This is a genomic window from Methylobacterium sp. Gmos3 (assembly GCF_056430985.1).
Genome location: NZ_JBWJYL010000010.1, coordinates 42,201 through 57,823, shown reverse-complemented (window position 1 = coordinate 57,823; position 15,623 = coordinate 42,201). Strand labels below are relative to the sequence as shown.

Below are 15,623 nucleotides of genomic sequence, written 5' to 3'. Positions count from 1 at the left end.
TCGCCGGCTCCCTCTTGCTGATCGACGCGGAGGGGCGCGGTATCGGGTCGAAGCGGGGACCGGCCGATCCCGAATACGCATTTCCGTCGAGCATCCATGATCGCGACCTCTCGGATACGGCGATGCTGCGACGCTTGCTGTGCCAGAATTACATCGCGACAACGAGCAATATGATCTTCAATCGCGATTTATTCGATAGAATTGGTGGATTTGCACCCTATAGATACGTTCACGATTGGGATTTTGCGATCCGCGCGTACCTGTGCGGACGTGTCGTAGCATCGAGCGCGTTCCTGACGAAATACCGTCTCCACGGAACCAACACGATCAAGGAAAGCGGCGTCCTCGTCGACAGCGAGGTCTTGAGAATGATCTGCGCCCTGCGGGCGGACTTTCCGGGTTTGGGCGACAGCGAGCCATTCCGCTCGGCTTTGGCCGGCAATCGGCATTTATCAGCTAATGGCCAGGCGTTCTTCAGAGGTCACAGGGTGGCGCCGACCATCCCCGACATGCGGCAACAGCGAAATGAGCAGGTTGATGCTTTTCATCGACGAAAGATGCTGGCCAGTGCCGTCTATCATCGCGCGATAGGTCGCCCAGTCCTTCGTCTCGTTCCGGCTTGCATTCCGGAATCCTCCGATTCGCCGGAGAAAGATACGATCTATGTGTCATCGCATGGTCGCGGCGGGAGCGAAGGCGAGAAGCCGGAGGGCGTACGCCATGAGATCGCCGATCTCCTCCCCGCAGATGACCGCCCGGCGATCCTCATCTTATCGGGTTTCTTTGCGGTCGGTGGCGTAGAGCGTAACACCGTCGAAATCATCCGCCATCTTCGCCACAGATATCGTTTCGTACTTGTCACGTTTGAGCGGCATACGACGAGTGTCGGCTCGCTTCATCATCAATTGGACGAGCTCGACGTTCCCGCCGTCGATTTCGGCCATCTTATCCCTTCGGACGCTTGCCTGGACGGTCTTGCGGCGATCGTCGCGGCGCTCAAGCCCAGTCATGCCTGGATCATCAATGGGGCGACGTGGCTCGTCGAGCATGCCGCTGCGCTGAGACTCCTGCTGGATCAGGCGAAGATCATCGATCAGCAGGTTTACGATGATCGTGCCGGTTGGATCGGGTCTTTCTGGAATCCCGGAATCCTGGCATCCGACCGGTTCATCGCGGTCAATCGTCGGATCAAGGATCGCTTCACGGGCACATACCGGATCCCGGAACAGAAGATCGAACTGATCTATCCGGCGATTGCGCTCGAACGCGTGTGTGACGTGCAGGAGAAGCGCGAGAGGCGCCGGTCCCTCGAAAGCAAATTCGGCCTCTCCGGAGACGGCATCAGGATCGCCTTGATCGGCCGCCTCTCCCCCCAGAAGCGGGTGGACCGTTTCATCGATCTGGCGGCGGCCCACCACAGCGGCCTCCCATCGGCTCAGTTCGCCGTCATTGGGCAAGGGCCGCTCGAGGAGGGCCTGAAAGCCGACGTGGCACAAAGGAAGCTCGGCCACGTCGCTTTCGTGAAGTACTTCGAGTGCGCGAGCGATATCGGCGCCTGTATCGATGGCCTCGTCATCTGTTCGGATTATGAAGGGCTCCCGATTGCCCTTCTCGAATGCATGGCGATGGGAATTCCATTCCTGTCCACGGATGTGGGCGATGTCGGCATCGTTCAGAAAGCGTACGGCGGTGGCCTCATCGTCGACGACTGGTCGGACAGCGAGCCGGCCTTCCGACACTGGCTCACTCAGCTGCCGCGCCTCCGGGGAGAACTCCAAGCCAGCCACGAACGGCTTCTGCGCGATTTCTCGTCCAAGACGCTGGCGGCCGATTACGATCGCCTGCTTTCGGCCTGAGGGAGCGAGCAGCGCGCCCCCGCTACCCCGCCCACACCTCCCGGTAGAGCGCGGCGATCTCCTCCGCGTTCGGCACGCGCGGGTTGTTGCCCGGCGAGCCGGAGGCCAGGGCCTGCTCGGCCATGGTCGGGATCAGCGCCTCCCACTTGCCGGCGTCGAGGCCGTATTCCTGCGGGCTCGGCACGTCGAGATCGTCGTTGAGGGCGCGCAGCTCGTTGACCAGCGCCGCGACCGCCGCCTCGTCGCCGGGGCCGGACTTCACGCCCATCGCCCGGGCGCAGGCCGCGTAGCGGGCCACCGCGCCGGAGGCCGAGAAGGCCGTCACCGCCGGCAGCAGCATCGCGTTCGACAGGCCGTGCGCTACGTGGAAATGCGCGCCGATCGGCCGGCTCATCCCATGGACCAGGGCCACGGAGGCGTTCGAGAAGGCGATGCCGGCCTGGGTCGCGCCGAGCATCATCGCCTCGCGGGCGGCGCGGTCGCCGGGGTCGGTCCAGACCCGGCGCAGGTTCGGGGCGATCAGCCCCATCGCCTGCAGGGCGAGCCCGTCCGAGAAGATGTTCGACCGGCGTGAGACATAGGCCTCGATGGCGTGGGTGAGCGCATCGATGCCCGTGTCGGCCGTGAGGCGCTTCGGCTTGGTCAGCGTCAGCTCGTAATCGACCAGCGCCGCCACCGGCAGGTAAGCGAGGCCGATGCAGAGCATCTTCTCGTCGTTGGCCTCGTCGGTGACGATGGTGAAGCGCGTCGCCTCCGATCCGGTGCCGGCGGTGGTCGGGATCGCCACGATGGGCAGGCCCGCCTCCTCCTGCATGTGGGGCGCCTTGTAGCGACGCATCGGGCCGCCGTGCCGGGCGAGCACCGCCACCGCCTTGGCTGTGTCCATGGGAGAGCCGCCGCCGAAGCCGACGACGCAATCGTAATCCCCCTCCTGAAGCGCGGCGAGCGCCGCGTCGACCGAGGCCACCGTCGGGTCCGGCACCGTCTTCGAAAAGATCCGCGCCTTCACCCCACCGGCGGTGAGCCGCTCCGTCAGGGTCTCCACCGCGCCGCTGCCCGCCAGGAACGGATCGGTGACGACGAAGGGACGGGACAGGCCGAGCTGGCCGAGCACCTCCGGCAGGAGCCGGGAAGCCCCGGCGCCGACGCGCATCAGGCGCGGCAGGGCGATCGACGCGACCATTGTGTCCTCCATGCGGCCCGGCTGCACGGGGCCTTTCACCTGCCTGCATAGGCCTCGGGCGCGCCTCGCGAAACCACGGATCCTGACAGGTTCGGAGGCTTCACCCGTGCAGTATCGCACTGTCCGACCATGAACCGCTCTCGCCCTGGCGCGTTCGATGGCGGATTGCTGCATTGCAAAAACGGCCGTTGCGGCCGGTCAGCGTCCCCCCGATCTTTTCCGGCAGAGAAAGGAGGCAGACATGAGCGAGCATCCCCACGGCGCCGAGCCGCACAACCCCGCCACCGCCGTCCCCGAGCATTCGCAGGACATGGTGTCGCCCGACACCGCCCATTATGCGGGCCACGTCCTCGCCGGCCCGAAGGCCGAGAAGGCGGTCGCCCTCGCCTTGCAGGGCGGCGGCGCGCACGGCTCTTTCACCTGGGGCGTGCTCGATGCGCTGATCGAGGACGGGCGGCTCGGCTTCGAGGCGCTGACCGGCGCGAGCGCGGGGGCGATGAACGCCGTCGTGATGGTCGACGGCTGGGTCAAGGGCGGGCCGGACGGCGCCCGCGAGGCGCTGGAGCAGTTCTGGCGGGAGGTGAGCCTCGACGGCGATCTCGGCCCGACGCAGCGCAACATGGTCTCGGGCCTGCTCAACCTGTGGAAGGGCAATCCCGTTGCCGAGTTCTGGCTCAAGGCGCTGACGCCGAGCCCCTACGTGTCGAACCCGCTGAACATCAACCCGCTGCGCAAGGCCCTGGCGAAGCAGGTGGATTTCGAGCGCCTGCGCGACGCGCCGACGGCGGGGGTGTACGTGTCGGCCACCAATGTCTGGACCGGCAAGCTCGCGGTGTTCGAGCGCGATACCCTCACCGTCGATCACCTGATGGCCTCGGCCTGCCTGCCCACGGTGTTCCAGGCGGTGGAGATCGACGGCGTGCCCTATTGGGATGGCGGCTATCTCGGCAACCCGCCGCTCTATCCGCTCTACCGGGGCGCGCAGACCCGCGACATCCTGCTGGTGCAGATCAACCCGGTCGAGCGGCGGGAGACCCCGCGCACCGAGGCCGAGATCCGCGACCGGCTGAACGAGATCACCTTCAACGCCAACCTGATGCGCGAATTGCGGGCGATCGACTTCGTGGACGGGCTGATCGAGGAGGGGATGCTGGCGCGCAACGGCTACGAGCGCGTGCTGATCCACCGGATCGACGGCACCGACGCGCTGGAGGATTACAACGCCGCCTCGAAGCTCGACGCCCGCTGGAAGGTGTTCCTGCGCCTGCGCGACAAGGGCCGCGCGGCGGCCCAGGCGTGGCTCGGCCAGCACTTCGACCAGGTGGGCCAGACCTGTACCATCAACCTGCGCGAGGCCTATCAATAAGTCCGGGATTAATCCGCCGCCCCGGGGCGTTCACCTGTCATGCCCGATAAGAACGCCCTACCGGACATCGTCGACCTCCTGGTGCCGCTCCGGCGCTATGCCCGTGCCCTGACGCGGGACGCCCTGAAGGCCGACGACCTCGTTCACGACACCCTCGTGCGCGCGCTGGAAGCGAAGGGGACCCTGCGCCCCAACACCAACCTGCGCACCTGGATGATGACGGTGCTGCACAACGTCTTCATCGACGAGCAGCGCCGTCGCCAGGTCGAGTTGCGTCACGCCGACGCCCTCGTGCGGATGCACGACGAGATGAGCCCGCCCGCCCAGGAGGGCCAGGTGCGGCTCGCGCAGATCCGCGAGGCCTTCGCCACCCTGCCGGAAGAGCAGCGCGCCGCGCTCCACCTCGTGACCATCGAGGGCATGGCCTATGCCGACGCGGCGGCCGTGCTCGGCATCCCGATTGGAACGCTGATGTCCCGCCTCGGGCGCGGGCGCGCCGCCCTGCGCGCCTTCGAGGAGGGCGCGCGGCGCGGCCGCGACGCGGACGAACCGCCGGACCCGGCCCGGCCGGCGCGTCCGCCCCTGCGGCTCGTCACCGGCAACGGCGCCCCACGGCGGGCCGTGGGCGAATCGTGATCCGGGGCGCTGCGCCCGCCCCCTTTCCGGGAGCCCGTCACGCCGGACGGGAGACCGGCAGACCGTAGGATGTCACCGATGATCGATCCGATCACAGACAGCGATCTCATCGCCTTCGTCGACGGGCAGATCGACCCGATGCGCCGCCTCGAGATCGAGGCGCATCTGGCCGCCCACCCGGAGGCCGCCGCCCGCGTCATGGCCGATTTCCACGACCGCGACGCCCTGCGCGCCAGCTTCCGTGAGCGGCTCGGCCCCGGTCCGGACCGCAACGTCGCCCTGGCCCGGCGCCTCGACCGCTCGCTCCGCTGGGGCCGGGTCGCCTCTCGGATGAAGCGGGCGGCGGCCATCGCGGTGATGGTCGGGGCCGGCTGGCTCGCCCATGACGAGATCGGCCGCTTCGGCGTGCCGGACACCCTGGCCTCGACCGTGGACGCGAGCCTCGTGGAGGATGCGCGCCAAGCCCGCGTCGTGGCGCAGCTGCGCGCCGTGACGGCGGCGGATGCGGCTGCCTATGACCGCGACCGCCTGCGGGTGGCCACCGGCGTCGAGCTGCCGCCCCTTCCCGAGGGCTGGAAGGTGCGCGACCTTCAGGTCTTCCCGTCGCGGCACGGCACCGGCATCGAGGTCTCGTTCGAAGCGGAATCGCTGGGCGAAGTGTCGCTGTTCGCGACCCGCGCCGATGGGCGCTCCAGCCCGCACATGCTCGGCGACACCGCCGAGGGGCGCGTCTTGGCGTGGACCTCCGGCGGCAATGCCTACGCGGTCAGCGGCCCGACCCGCGACCCGATGCTCCAGCGCGCGGCGAGCCTGCTCGGGGGCTGAGCGCCCTCGACAGAGCGGCCCGCTTGGTGCGAAACACGGGCCATGCGGGCGGGATCGGAAGAGGAAGGGCTCGGCGCCCTGTTCGAGGCGGCCCTGGCCGTCCGCCAACGGGCCTACGCGCCTTATTCCCGGTTCAGCGTCGGCGCGGCCCTGCGTGACGAAACCGGTGCTCTCCATGCCGGCTGCAACGTCGAGAACGCGGCCTATCCGGTCGGCACCTGCGCCGAGGCGGGGGCCATCGCCGCCATGGTCGCCGCCGGCGGCAGGCGGATCGCCGCCATCCTCGTCTGCGCGGACGGGGCCGTGCCCGTGACCCCCTGCGGCGCCTGCCGCCAGCGCATCCGCGAATTCGCCGGCCCCGACACCCCCGTCTTCGCCGCCGGGCCGGGGGGGGTGCTCGCCCGCCACACCCTCGACGGCCTGCTTCCCGCTTCCTTCGGCCCAGAGACCCTGTCGTGACGGGCCGTGCCCTCGCGACCCTGCGAGAGGCCGGCTTCCAGGGGCCGTATGCCTGCGCCGTGGTGGCCGGAACCGGCCTCGGGGCGCTGGCCGAGGGGCTGGAGGATGCCACGAGCCTCGACTACGTGGCGATTCCCGGCTTTCCGGGGGCGGGCGTCAGCGGGCATCGCGGGCGTCTGCACCGGGGCCGCATCGCCGGGCGGCCGGTGCTGGTGTTCGAGGGCCGCGCCCACGCCTACGAGACCGGCGATCCGGCGGCCATGCGCCTGCCCCTGACCTGCGCCCGCGACCTCGGGGCGCGCTGCCTGTTCCTCACCAACGCCGCCGGCTCGCTGCGGCCGGAGGTCGGGCCAGGGCGGCTCGCCCTGCTCACCGACCACATCAACCTGTCGGGCCTCAACCCGCTGATCGGCGAGGCGAGCGACGCCCGCTTCGTGCCGATGACCGATGCCTACGATCCCGCCCTCCGCGCGCGGCTCGCGCACGCCGCGCGGGGGGAGGGGATCCCGCTCGCCGAGGGGATCTACGCGTGGTTCTCCGGCCCGAGCTTCGAGACCCCCGCCGAGGTGCGCATGGCGGGCCTCCTCGGGGCCGACCTCGTGGGCATGTCGACCGTGCCCGAGACCCTTCTCGCCCGTTTCCTCGGCCTGAAGGTCGTGGCCGTCTCGGCGGTCACGAACCTCGCGGCGGGGATCGCGGGCGGCGCGCCCCACCATGCCGAGACCAAGGCGGTGGCCGCCGCCGCCGCAGGCGACCTCACGCGGCTGGTGCGCGCCTTCGCCGCCGCCCTGCCCGAGCCGGGAGAGACCCCATGACGACCGACGAATCCCGCGCCGTCGCTACACGGGCGCTCGCCCTGCTGGACCTGACCGATCTCAGCGATACCTGCACCGAGACCAAGGTCGATGCCCTCTGCCGGGATGCCCGTGCCGGGGGCGTCGCGGCGATCTGCGTCTGGCCCTCCTTCGTGGCGCGGGGGGTGGAACGGCTCGCCGGCACCGGCATCCGCATCGCGACGGTGATCAACTTTCCCGCCGGCGACGAGGATGCCGCCCGCGCGGCCGACGATGCCGCCGAGGCCTGCCGCGACGGGGCGGGGGAGATCGACCTCGTGCTGCCCTACCGCGCTGTCCTGCGCGGGGACGAGGCGGTGGCCCGGGAGGTGATCGAGGCGGTGCGCGAGACCTGCCCCGATTCCCTGCTCAAGGTCATCCTGGAGACCGGCGAGCTGCGCACCCCCACCGCCATCCGCGCCGCCGCCGATCTGGCGCTGGCGGCCGGGGCCGACTTCCTGAAGACCTCCACCGGCAAGAGCCCGGTCTCGGCGACGCCCGAGGCCGCGCGCATCCTCCTCGACGCGGTGCTGGCCTCCGGGCGTCCGGCGGGAGTGAAGGTCTCCGGGGGCTTGCGCACCCTGGACGATGCCAGGACCTACCTGGCGCTCGCCGACCGGGCGATGGGTCCCGCCTGGGCGCGGCCCGCGACCTTCCGGCTCGGGGCGAGCAGCTTGTTCGGCGTGCTGATGCAGGCGCGGGAGGGCTGAGGATGCGCCTGCCGCAGGAGACCATCCGCGCCAAGCGCGACGGCGGCACCCTCTCCGACGACGAGATCGCCGCCTTCATCCGGGGCCTCACGGACGGGGCCGTCACCGAGGGGCAGGCGGCGGCCTTCGCCATGGCGGTGTTCTTCCGGGGCCTGTCGGTGCCGGAGCGGGTCGCCCTCACGCGGGCCATGACCCATTCCGGCGATGTGCTCGCCTGGGACCTGCCGGGGCCCGTCCTCGACAAGCACTCGACCGGGGGCGTCGGCGACACGGTGAGCCTGCCGCTGGCGCCGATGGTGGCGGCCTGCGGCGGCTACGTGCCGATGATCTCCGGCCGGGGCCTCGGCCATACCGGCGGCACCCTCGACAAGCTCGCGAGCATCCCCGGCTACGACGTCGCCCCCGATCCCGACCTGTTCCGCCGGGTCGTGGCCGAGGTGGGCTGCGCCATCATCGGCCAGACCGCGCGGATGGCGCCGGCCGACAAGCGGCTCTACGCCATCCGAGACGTGACCGGCACGGTCGAATCCCTCGACCTGATCACCGCCTCGATCCTGTCGAAGAAGCTCGCGGCCGGGCTCGGCGGGCTCGTGATGGACGTGAAGCAGGGCTCGGGCGCCTTCATGCAAGGGCTGCCGGAGGCCCGCGCCCTCGGCGAGAGCATCGTGTCCGTGGCGGTCGGCGCCGGCCTGCCGACGACGGCGCTCATCACCGACATGGACGCCCCACTCGCCTCGGCCGCCGGCAATGCGCTCGAGGTGGCCTACGCCGTCGATTATCTCACCGGACGGCGGCGGGAGCCGCGCTTCCACGCCGTCACCCTGGCGCTCGGGGCCGAGATGCTGGTGCTGGGCGGCCTCGCCGCGACCCGCGAGGAGGCAGCGTCCCGGCTGGAGGACGCCCTCGCCTCGGGCCGGGCGGCGGAGCGCTTCGCCTGGATGGTCGCGGCGTTGGGCGGCCCGTCCGATCTCCTCGACCGGCCGGACGCCCATCTGCCCGCCGCGCCCGTGCGCCGCCGGGTGGAGGCGCCGGGCACGGTCGCCTCGGTGGCGACGCGGGAGATCGGGCTCGCGGTGATCGCCCTCGGGGGCGGGCGCACCCGGCCGCAGGACGGCATCGATCCGGCGGTCGGCCTCACCGACCTTGCCCGACCGGGCGATGCCGGGGGTCTGCTCGGGATCGTCCACGCGGCTGACGAGGCGGGCGCCGACCGGGCCGAGGCGGCCCTGCGCGCCGCCTACCGGATGGGCGAGCCGCAGGAGCACCGCCCGGCGGTGATCGAGCGGGTCGACGGCTGACCCTGCCTTCCGCTGCTGGGCGAGAACCGTCGCGCGAGACGCCGGTCCCGTCCGTCCCCTCATGCCAAACCCGTCATTGCGAGCGGAGCGAAGCAATCCAGCCGGCGCCGCCTTATCCGGACAAGGCGCGCCCTGGATTGCTTCGGCTCCGCCTCGCAATGACGCCGTAGGAGCGTCGGACGGAGACCGCATCGGCCCCTCGCCCACGAAAAAGGGCCGGCGTTTCCGCCGGCCCCCGAACCCGTTCCGCCTGCCGCGGATCAGCGCTGGACGATGACCTTCGTGCCCACCTTGGCGTGGGTGTAGAGGTCCATCACGTCCTCGTTGGTCATGCGGATGCAGCCCGAGGAGACGGCGGTGCCGATCGTCTCCGGCTCGTTCGAGCCGTGGATGCGGTACATGGTGCCGCCGAGGTACATGGCGCGGGCGCCGAGCGGGTTCTCGACCCCGCCCTTCATGTAGCGCGGCAGGTCGGGCCGGCGGCGGATCATCTCGGCCGGCGGGCGCCAATCCGGCCACTCACGCTTCATGGTGATGGTCTGGACGCCGCCCCAGGTGAAGCCCGGACGGCCGACGCCGACGCCGTAGCGCAGGGCCTGGCCGCCGCCGAGCACGTAATAGAGCCGCCGCTCGGCCGTGGAGACCACGATGGTCCCGGCGCCGTAGGGGCCGTTATAGGCCACCGTCTCGCGCGGGATCGCGGACATCTGCGGCACGGCCGCGCTCTGTTGCAGCGGGTCGGCGGTGGTGAGGGCGGTGTTGACCACCGGCACGGTGGCGGCAGGCTCGACGGCCTGGGGCCGCACGCGCACCGTCAGAACGTTGTCGATGGGCTGGCGGGTCAGCGGATCGATCTCGTAGGCGAAGGCGGGCGCGGCGAGAACGGCCGCGCCGGCGAGGCCGGCGAGGGCGGGAAGAAAACGACGCATCGAAGCCTCACGAGGGCAGGCGCAAAATGGCGGAGAACGCAGGGACGCTGGCGGACACGATGCCGTGCCGATCCTCACCAAGGCCTAAACGCTCCGGCCCCAAAGCCAAGCCTGAAACCCTTGGCCCCGGCCATTCCGCCGCCGCCGTGATGTCATGGCAACACTGTGGCAGCTTGACCATAAAGCGGCGGGTGGGTGTCGGGCTGACTGTCTTGTGTTCGGTGCGGGATTGACGGTGCTGTCGACTGCAAACCCACGCCCGTCATTGCGAGCGCAGCGAAGCAATCCAGGGATCCGCGTCGTCCTGAGACGTCCCGCTGCCCTGGTTTGCTTCGCTGACGCTCGCAATGACGGTGAGGGTGTCACACCTCGTCGGCGGCGGGGATCCACACGGTGGGCTCGCGCGGGGCGGTGCGGGCCGGGCCGGCGGGGATGCCGCGGATCTGGGCGAGCTCCGCGAGTTCCGGCGCCTGGGCGGTGTCGTCCGCCGTCAGGAACAGGCCCCGCGCCCGCGCCGCGCGGCCGAGATCGGAGCGGCTGGTCCAGACGCTCTGGGCCGGGCTGGTGAGGAGCGCCAGCGCGACGGGGGCGAGCCACAGGCCGAGCCAAAGGTTGCCCGCCCAGACGAGGCCGAGCAGCATCGTCACGCCCACCACCACCGCGTCGGCCTGGAGGCGGAACGCCTCGGCCCAGGAGACCTGCCGGTCGTCGCGCGCCTGCGTTTCCCAGCGGACCACCTTGCCGAGGAAGGTCGCGCAGACGGCGCCCGCCGTGAACAGGGTCATCACCGGCCATAGGAACACCCAGGCGGCCTGTTCCAGCGCTGCGCTGGCGAGCAGCCGCCCGGTACCGCCGAAGGCGGCGCGGCGCTCGCGGGAGGCCAGCACATGGACGAGGCTCAGGACCTTCGGCGCCGCCAGCACCCCGACGGCGAGCGCCGCCAGCACATGGGCAACCGGGCCCGCGCCGCCGAGCCCGTAGGCCAGCAGGCCGAGATCGCCGCTGCGGGACGCCTGCCACGCGCCGAGGCCGAGGAAGGCGATCCACAGGGGCAGCACGCCGTAGGAGAGGATGCCGACCACGATGTGCCAGCGGCTCGCCCCCCGCAGGCCCTTCCAGGGCAGCACGCGCAGGTGCTGCAGGTTGCCCTGGCACCAGCGCCGCTCGCGGCCGAGCAGGTCGATGAGGTTCGTCGGCATCTCCTCCCAGGTGCCGCCGAATTCCGGCAGGAGCCGCACCTCCCAGCCGGCGCGGACCATCAGCGCGCCCTCCACGATGTCGTGGCAGAGGATCTCGCCGCCGAGCGGCGCCCGGCCGGGGAGCACCGGCAGGCCGGCATGGGCCGCGAAGGCTTCGATCCGCAGGATCGCGTTGTGGCCCCAGTAGCTGCCCTCCGGCCCCTGCCACGTCTCCAGGCAGCGCAGGGCCAGCGGCGCATAGAGCCGCACCGCGAATTGCTGCACGCGGGCGAACAGCGTGTCGCGGCCGGCGGCGTAGGAGACGGTCTGGATCAGCCCGACCTTCGGGCTCGCCTGGATCAGCCGGACGAGGCGGGTCATCGCCGCGCCGGTCATCAGGCTGTCGGCGTCCAGCACGATCATGAAGGCGTAGTCCCGGCCGTGGCTCGCGCAGAACTCCGCGACGTTGCCGGCCTTGCGCCCGACATTCTCCCGGCGCCGCCGGTAGCGGATGCGCGGCAGGGCCGGGTCCGCCGCCGCCCAGGCCTGGATGCGGGCGAATTCGTGCTCCTCCACGGCGGCGATGGCGCCGTCGCGGGTGTCCGAGAGGACGAAGATGTCGATGTCGTCCGTGCCCTCCCGCGCCAGGGAGCGGGCCATCACCCGCAGCCGCGCGAACACGGCGACCGCATCCTCCGCATGGATCGCGACGATCGCCGCCGTCCGTCCCGCTCCCTGCGGCAGGGGGCCCGCCGCCTCGGCGGCGCGCTCCAGCGCGGAGATGGTCCGATCACCGAACAGGCCGGCGAGGAAGCCGTAGAGGTACTGCCAGGCGGTGAAAGCCTGCCATCCCAGCACCAGGGAGAAGGTGACGAGCACCGCCGTGGAGAGCGCATCCACCGCCGGGTAGGCGCGCGAGGCGAGCCACGCGATGGCGGCGGCGGTGGCGAGGCTCGGCACGGCCAGCGCGAGGCGCCGCCTCGTGAGCGCGCGCGGCGCCCCGTGCCACGCCTCGCGCAGAGCAGGGGCGGCGTGCGGGTCGCGGTCAGGAAGGGCGCTGTGGGACATGGGCGCGGACACTCGACCGAGGCGGGCATGCGGCGCACCAACCGGGCGGGCGCCGTGGGACGGAACGATCGGCGCAGGGCGAAGACCCCGCACCCCCGGCGCATCGCCGGAGGCCGACCGATCGATCCCCCCATGCCGCCGCCGCGGTGCGTGCGATGCCTCGCACCGGGCGGCCGGTCAAACTTTGAGTAGTGGCATCGGCCTGAATATCGACAGAACGACGGCGCAAGCTGCCGTTCGGGCGGGACTTTCCGACGCGGGCGGTCGTTTTCAGGCGATCATGTCCTCGATGCGGATCGGAAGGCTGCGCTGGCGGTGCCCGGTGGCGTGGTACACCGCGTTGGCGATGGCCGCGTTCACCCCGATGACACCGAGCTCGCCGAGGCCCTTCACGCCGAGCGGGTTCACCCGCTCGTCCGCGTCGGGCACGAGGATGGCCTCCACCGTCTCCGCGTCGGCGCTGGTCGGCACGAGGTATTCGGCGAGGTCCGGGTTGCGATAGGCCGCCCCGTCGAGCACCGTCTCCTCCAGCAGGGCCGAGCCGAGGCCCCAGATCATCCCGCCCTTCAATTGGCTGAGGGCGGTGAGCGGGTTCAGCACCCGCCCCGCTGCGAAGGCGCCGGTGAGCCGGGGCACCCGGATCTCCCCGGTCTCGGCATGGACATGCACCTCCGCGAATTGCGCGCCGAAGGCCCAGGAGAGGGCATCGTCCGGCAGGGTCAGGCCGATATGCCCCTCGCGCAACGCCTTCAGCGCGTCCGGCTTGCTGCCGCGCGGCACGAACGCGGCCACGACCTCCACCGCCTCTCCCTCCGGCGCCCCGGCGAGCTTGTCGCGCAACTGCGCGCAGCCGAGGGAGAGGGCGTTCATCAAGCTGGTGGTGGTGCTCGACCCGCCGGAGATGCCGGCCGGCGGCAGATCCGTGTCGCCGAGATGGACGCTCACCCGTTCGACGGGAACGCCGAGCCAGTCGGCGGCGCCCATGGCCAGCAGCGTCGTGATGCCGTTGCCGATCTCGTGATGGGCGGTGGCGACCTCGACCGTGCCGTCGGCGTTGCGCCGGACCCGGATCGTCGCGGCGGCGATCTTCACCGGGCGCACCGAGGTGGCGCAGCCGAGGCCGACCCGCCACGGCCCCTCCTGCATGGCACCGGGGCGCGGCAGGCGCCGCTCCCAGCCGAAGGCCTTCGCCCCGGCCTCGAAACAGGCCATCAGCGGGCGCGAGGTGAAGGGCTTGCCGCTGACGGAATCGCGCGCCGTGTCGTTGCGGCGGCGCAGCGCGATCGGATCGAGGCCGAGCTGCCACGCCATCTCGTCCATCGCGCTCTCGAGGGCGAAGAGATACGGCACCTCCGGCGGCGCCCGCATCGGCCCGGGCGTGTTGCGGTCCACCCGCACCGCTCGCTCCTCCGTGCGGATCGCCGGGCAGGCATAGAGGCTCGCGGTGACGTCGGCGCCTTCCATGGCGAAGGGGTCGAAGCGCGAGGTCACGACCTCGGCCTCGTGGACCAAAGCCGTGAGGCGTCCCTCCGCATCGGCGGCGAGGCGGATGTCGTGGCGCGATTCGGGCCGGTAATTGGCGATGGTGAAGCATTGCCGCCTTGTCGGCACCAGGGAAACCGGCCGTCCGAGGCGCCGCGCGGCGAGCGCCACGAGGGCCGTGTGCTGCGACAGGGCGAATTTCGAGCCGAAATGCCCGCCGATGAGCCCCGAGACCACGCGCACCTTGGCGGGATCGAGCCCGAGCTGCGCCGCGAGCCCATGCTGGACGGCGCCGACGAAGCGCGTCGGCTCGTGCACGGTGAGTCGGTCGCCTTCCCAGGCGCAGCGGGTGGTGAACAACTCGATGGGGTTGTGGTGCTGGATCGGCGTGGCGTAGCGCGCCTCGATCCGATGAGCCGAAGCCGCCAGCGCCGCCGCTGCATCGCCGACGCGGACATCCTCGTGATGGGCCTTCAGGTCCGCGAGGCGGATGGTCTCGGCGCCGGGCGCATCGAACCCGGCGGCGGCCGGCGCCTCGTCGTAGGCGACCCGCACGGCGGCGGCCCCGGCTGCGGCGGCCTCGGAAGTCTCGGCGACCACGAGGGCGACGATCTGCCCGGCATAGGCGACCGCATCGGACTCGAGCGGCCGGTGCGAGGAGTTGACGTAGCCGCCGGCCATCAGATGCGGCACGGGGGCGACGCTGCCGGCGCACTCGCGATGGGTGAACACGGCGAGCACGCCCGGCACCGCCTGCGCGGCGGCGAGATCGAACGCGACGATCCGCCCCCGGGCGATGGTGCTGGTGACGAGGGCCGCGTGCGCGACCTCGCCTCCGGCCTCGCTGCGGGGCGTATCGGAGGCATAGACGGCCGAGCCGGTGACCTTGGTGGCCCCCTCGACCCGAGTGTGGCTCCTGCCGAGCACCGATTCCATCGCCGCCTCCCGCCGTCCGCGCCAAGGCCAACCGGCCAGCCCCGCCGGGGGCTCCCCCCTGCGGCGCTGGGGCTCGGCGCGAAGCAAGCGCAGCAACCCCTTGCCCTCGGCGCCTCGGCCGATTATGAGCGCCTATCCGCAGAGTTCGACGGTCGCGCCCCGTGCCGGCCCCGTTTCGGCGGCGCACGGTTTCGGTTGAGACACCCTGGTGTCCTGCCTGAGCCGGGCTGGAGAGGTGGCAGAGCGGTTGAATGCACCGCACTCGAAATGCGGCATGGGTGCAAGCCCATCGGGGGTTCGAATCCCCCCCTCTCCGCCAGTTACCCCCTAACCCACTGAAATAACGATATTTTTTGGATTTCGCGGGCTTCTGAGTGCGCTTCTGCCACGAAGGAGTGCTACCAAAGCGATGTCTCGCGAAGCGTTCGACGCCCTCGGGCAGGCCATCGCGGTGGGAGAGGCTGAACTACGCGACGCGAACGCGCGCGGCGATTGTGGCGCCACTCATTTCGACATCGATGCGATGAGGACTGTCGGCGACGCAGGATTGAACATCGAATTTGGATCACCCGCGGATCGACGCCTCTCCATCGCATTCGTCGAAGCCGAGATCGAGGTGATGACTATCATCCGAGATCGACAAAGCGGGCTCACTCGACCGACTCCAGCTCTTCGATCAAGTGATGATTCTGGAAGCCCGGAGCGCAGTTCTTGGTCGCCCCCCGGGAAGGCAGATGCATCGACTCCTGAGGAGATTCTTGGGTGGTGAAGAAACGACCAAAAGCCGACTGAAAAAACGTTCTACACCGTCTCCAGCAAGATCCGCCGGTGGACCGCCATCCTGGCGGAGCGTGGTGTCGCCTT

General features: G+C 70.7%; 12 protein-coding genes and 1 tRNA gene. 9 read left to right on the top strand and 4 right to left on the bottom strand.

Translation table 11 applies throughout. From position 1 onward, the window contains the following. Positions 1-14: 14 nt before the first annotated feature. The gene (locus ACS5Q7_RS20875; RefSeq protein ID WP_478341186.1) at positions 15-1,856 is read left to right on the top strand and encodes a glycosyltransferase; all 1,842 of its coding nucleotides are present in this window, start codon (positions 15-17) and stop codon (positions 1,854-1,856) included. 22 nt (positions 1,857-1,878) lie between these two features. Here the strand turns inward: ACS5Q7_RS20875 and ACS5Q7_RS20870 are convergent, their stop codons facing one another. Continuing rightward, a complete protein-coding gene (locus ACS5Q7_RS20870) occupies positions 1,879-3,039 on the bottom strand; it encodes an iron-containing alcohol dehydrogenase (RefSeq protein ID WP_478341185.1) in 1,161 nt (386 codons plus the stop codon). Between the two features lie 241 nt (positions 3,040-3,280). On the opposite strand from ACS5Q7_RS20870, the gene ACS5Q7_RS20865 reads away from it, so the two are divergent. The 7 genes from ACS5Q7_RS20865 to deoA all read left to right on the top strand — a co-directional run bounded on the left by ACS5Q7_RS20865 (position 3,281) and on the right by deoA (position 9,166). Continuing rightward, positions 3,281-4,405 (top strand): patatin-like phospholipase family protein, encoded by a 1,125-nt coding sequence (locus ACS5Q7_RS20865; protein ID WP_478341184.1) that lies wholly within the window; start codon positions 3,281-3,283, stop codon positions 4,403-4,405. A gap of 39 nt (positions 4,406-4,444) precedes the next feature. After that, entirely contained in the window at positions 4,445-5,041 is a 597-nt protein-coding gene (locus tag ACS5Q7_RS20860; protein ID WP_478341183.1) for a sigma-70 family RNA polymerase sigma factor, read from the top strand. A 78-nt stretch (positions 5,042-5,119) separates the two neighbouring features. Further along, entirely contained in the window at positions 5,120-5,866 is a 747-nt protein-coding gene (locus tag ACS5Q7_RS20855; protein WP_478341182.1) for an anti-sigma factor family protein, read from the top strand. 42 nt (positions 5,867-5,908) lie between these two features. After that, positions 5,909-6,325, top strand: a complete 417-nt coding sequence (gene cdd, locus ACS5Q7_RS20850; RefSeq protein ID WP_478341181.1) for a cytidine deaminase — start codon at positions 5,909-5,911, stop codon at positions 6,323-6,325. Then, positions 6,322-7,140, top strand: a complete 819-nt coding sequence (locus tag ACS5Q7_RS20845; protein WP_478341180.1) for a purine-nucleoside phosphorylase — start codon at positions 6,322-6,324, stop codon at positions 7,138-7,140. The genes cdd and ACS5Q7_RS20845 overlap by 4 nt, the downstream gene beginning before the upstream one ends. After that, positions 7,137-7,868, top strand: coding sequence for a deoxyribose-phosphate aldolase (gene deoC, locus ACS5Q7_RS20840; protein ID WP_478341179.1), 732 nt, complete (start codon positions 7,137-7,139; stop codon positions 7,866-7,868). The genes ACS5Q7_RS20845 and deoC overlap by 4 nt, the downstream gene beginning before the upstream one ends. A 2-nt stretch (positions 7,869-7,870) precedes the next feature. Beyond that, positions 7,871-9,166 carry a thymidine phosphorylase gene (gene deoA / locus ACS5Q7_RS20835; protein ID WP_478341178.1) on the top strand — a complete coding sequence of 432 codons (1,296 nt, stop codon included), beginning with the start codon at positions 7,871-7,873 and terminating at the stop codon, positions 9,164-9,166. A gap of 260 nt (positions 9,167-9,426) precedes the next feature. Here the strand turns inward: deoA and ACS5Q7_RS20830 are convergent, their stop codons facing one another. The 3 genes from ACS5Q7_RS20830 to ACS5Q7_RS20820 form a co-directional block, all read right to left on the bottom strand. After that, entirely contained in the window at positions 9,427-10,095 is a 669-nt protein-coding gene (locus ACS5Q7_RS20830) for a L,D-transpeptidase (RefSeq protein WP_478341177.1), read from the bottom strand. A gap of 362 nt (positions 10,096-10,457) precedes the next feature. Further along, a complete protein-coding gene (gene mdoH, locus ACS5Q7_RS20825; RefSeq protein WP_478341176.1) occupies positions 10,458-12,341 on the bottom strand; it encodes a glucans biosynthesis glucosyltransferase MdoH in 1,884 nt (627 codons plus the stop codon). 270 nt (positions 12,342-12,611) lie between these two features. Then, positions 12,612-14,759: a xanthine dehydrogenase family protein molybdopterin-binding subunit gene (locus ACS5Q7_RS20820; RefSeq protein ID WP_478341175.1), complete on the bottom strand. Its 2,148-nt coding sequence runs from the start codon at positions 14,757-14,759 to the stop codon at positions 12,612-12,614. A 229-nt stretch (positions 14,760-14,988) separates the two neighbouring features. Between ACS5Q7_RS20820 and ACS5Q7_RS20815 the strand changes: the two genes are divergently transcribed. Then, a tRNA-Ser gene (locus ACS5Q7_RS20815) sits at positions 14,989-15,078 on the top strand. Positions 15,079-15,623 lie beyond the last annotated feature (545 nt).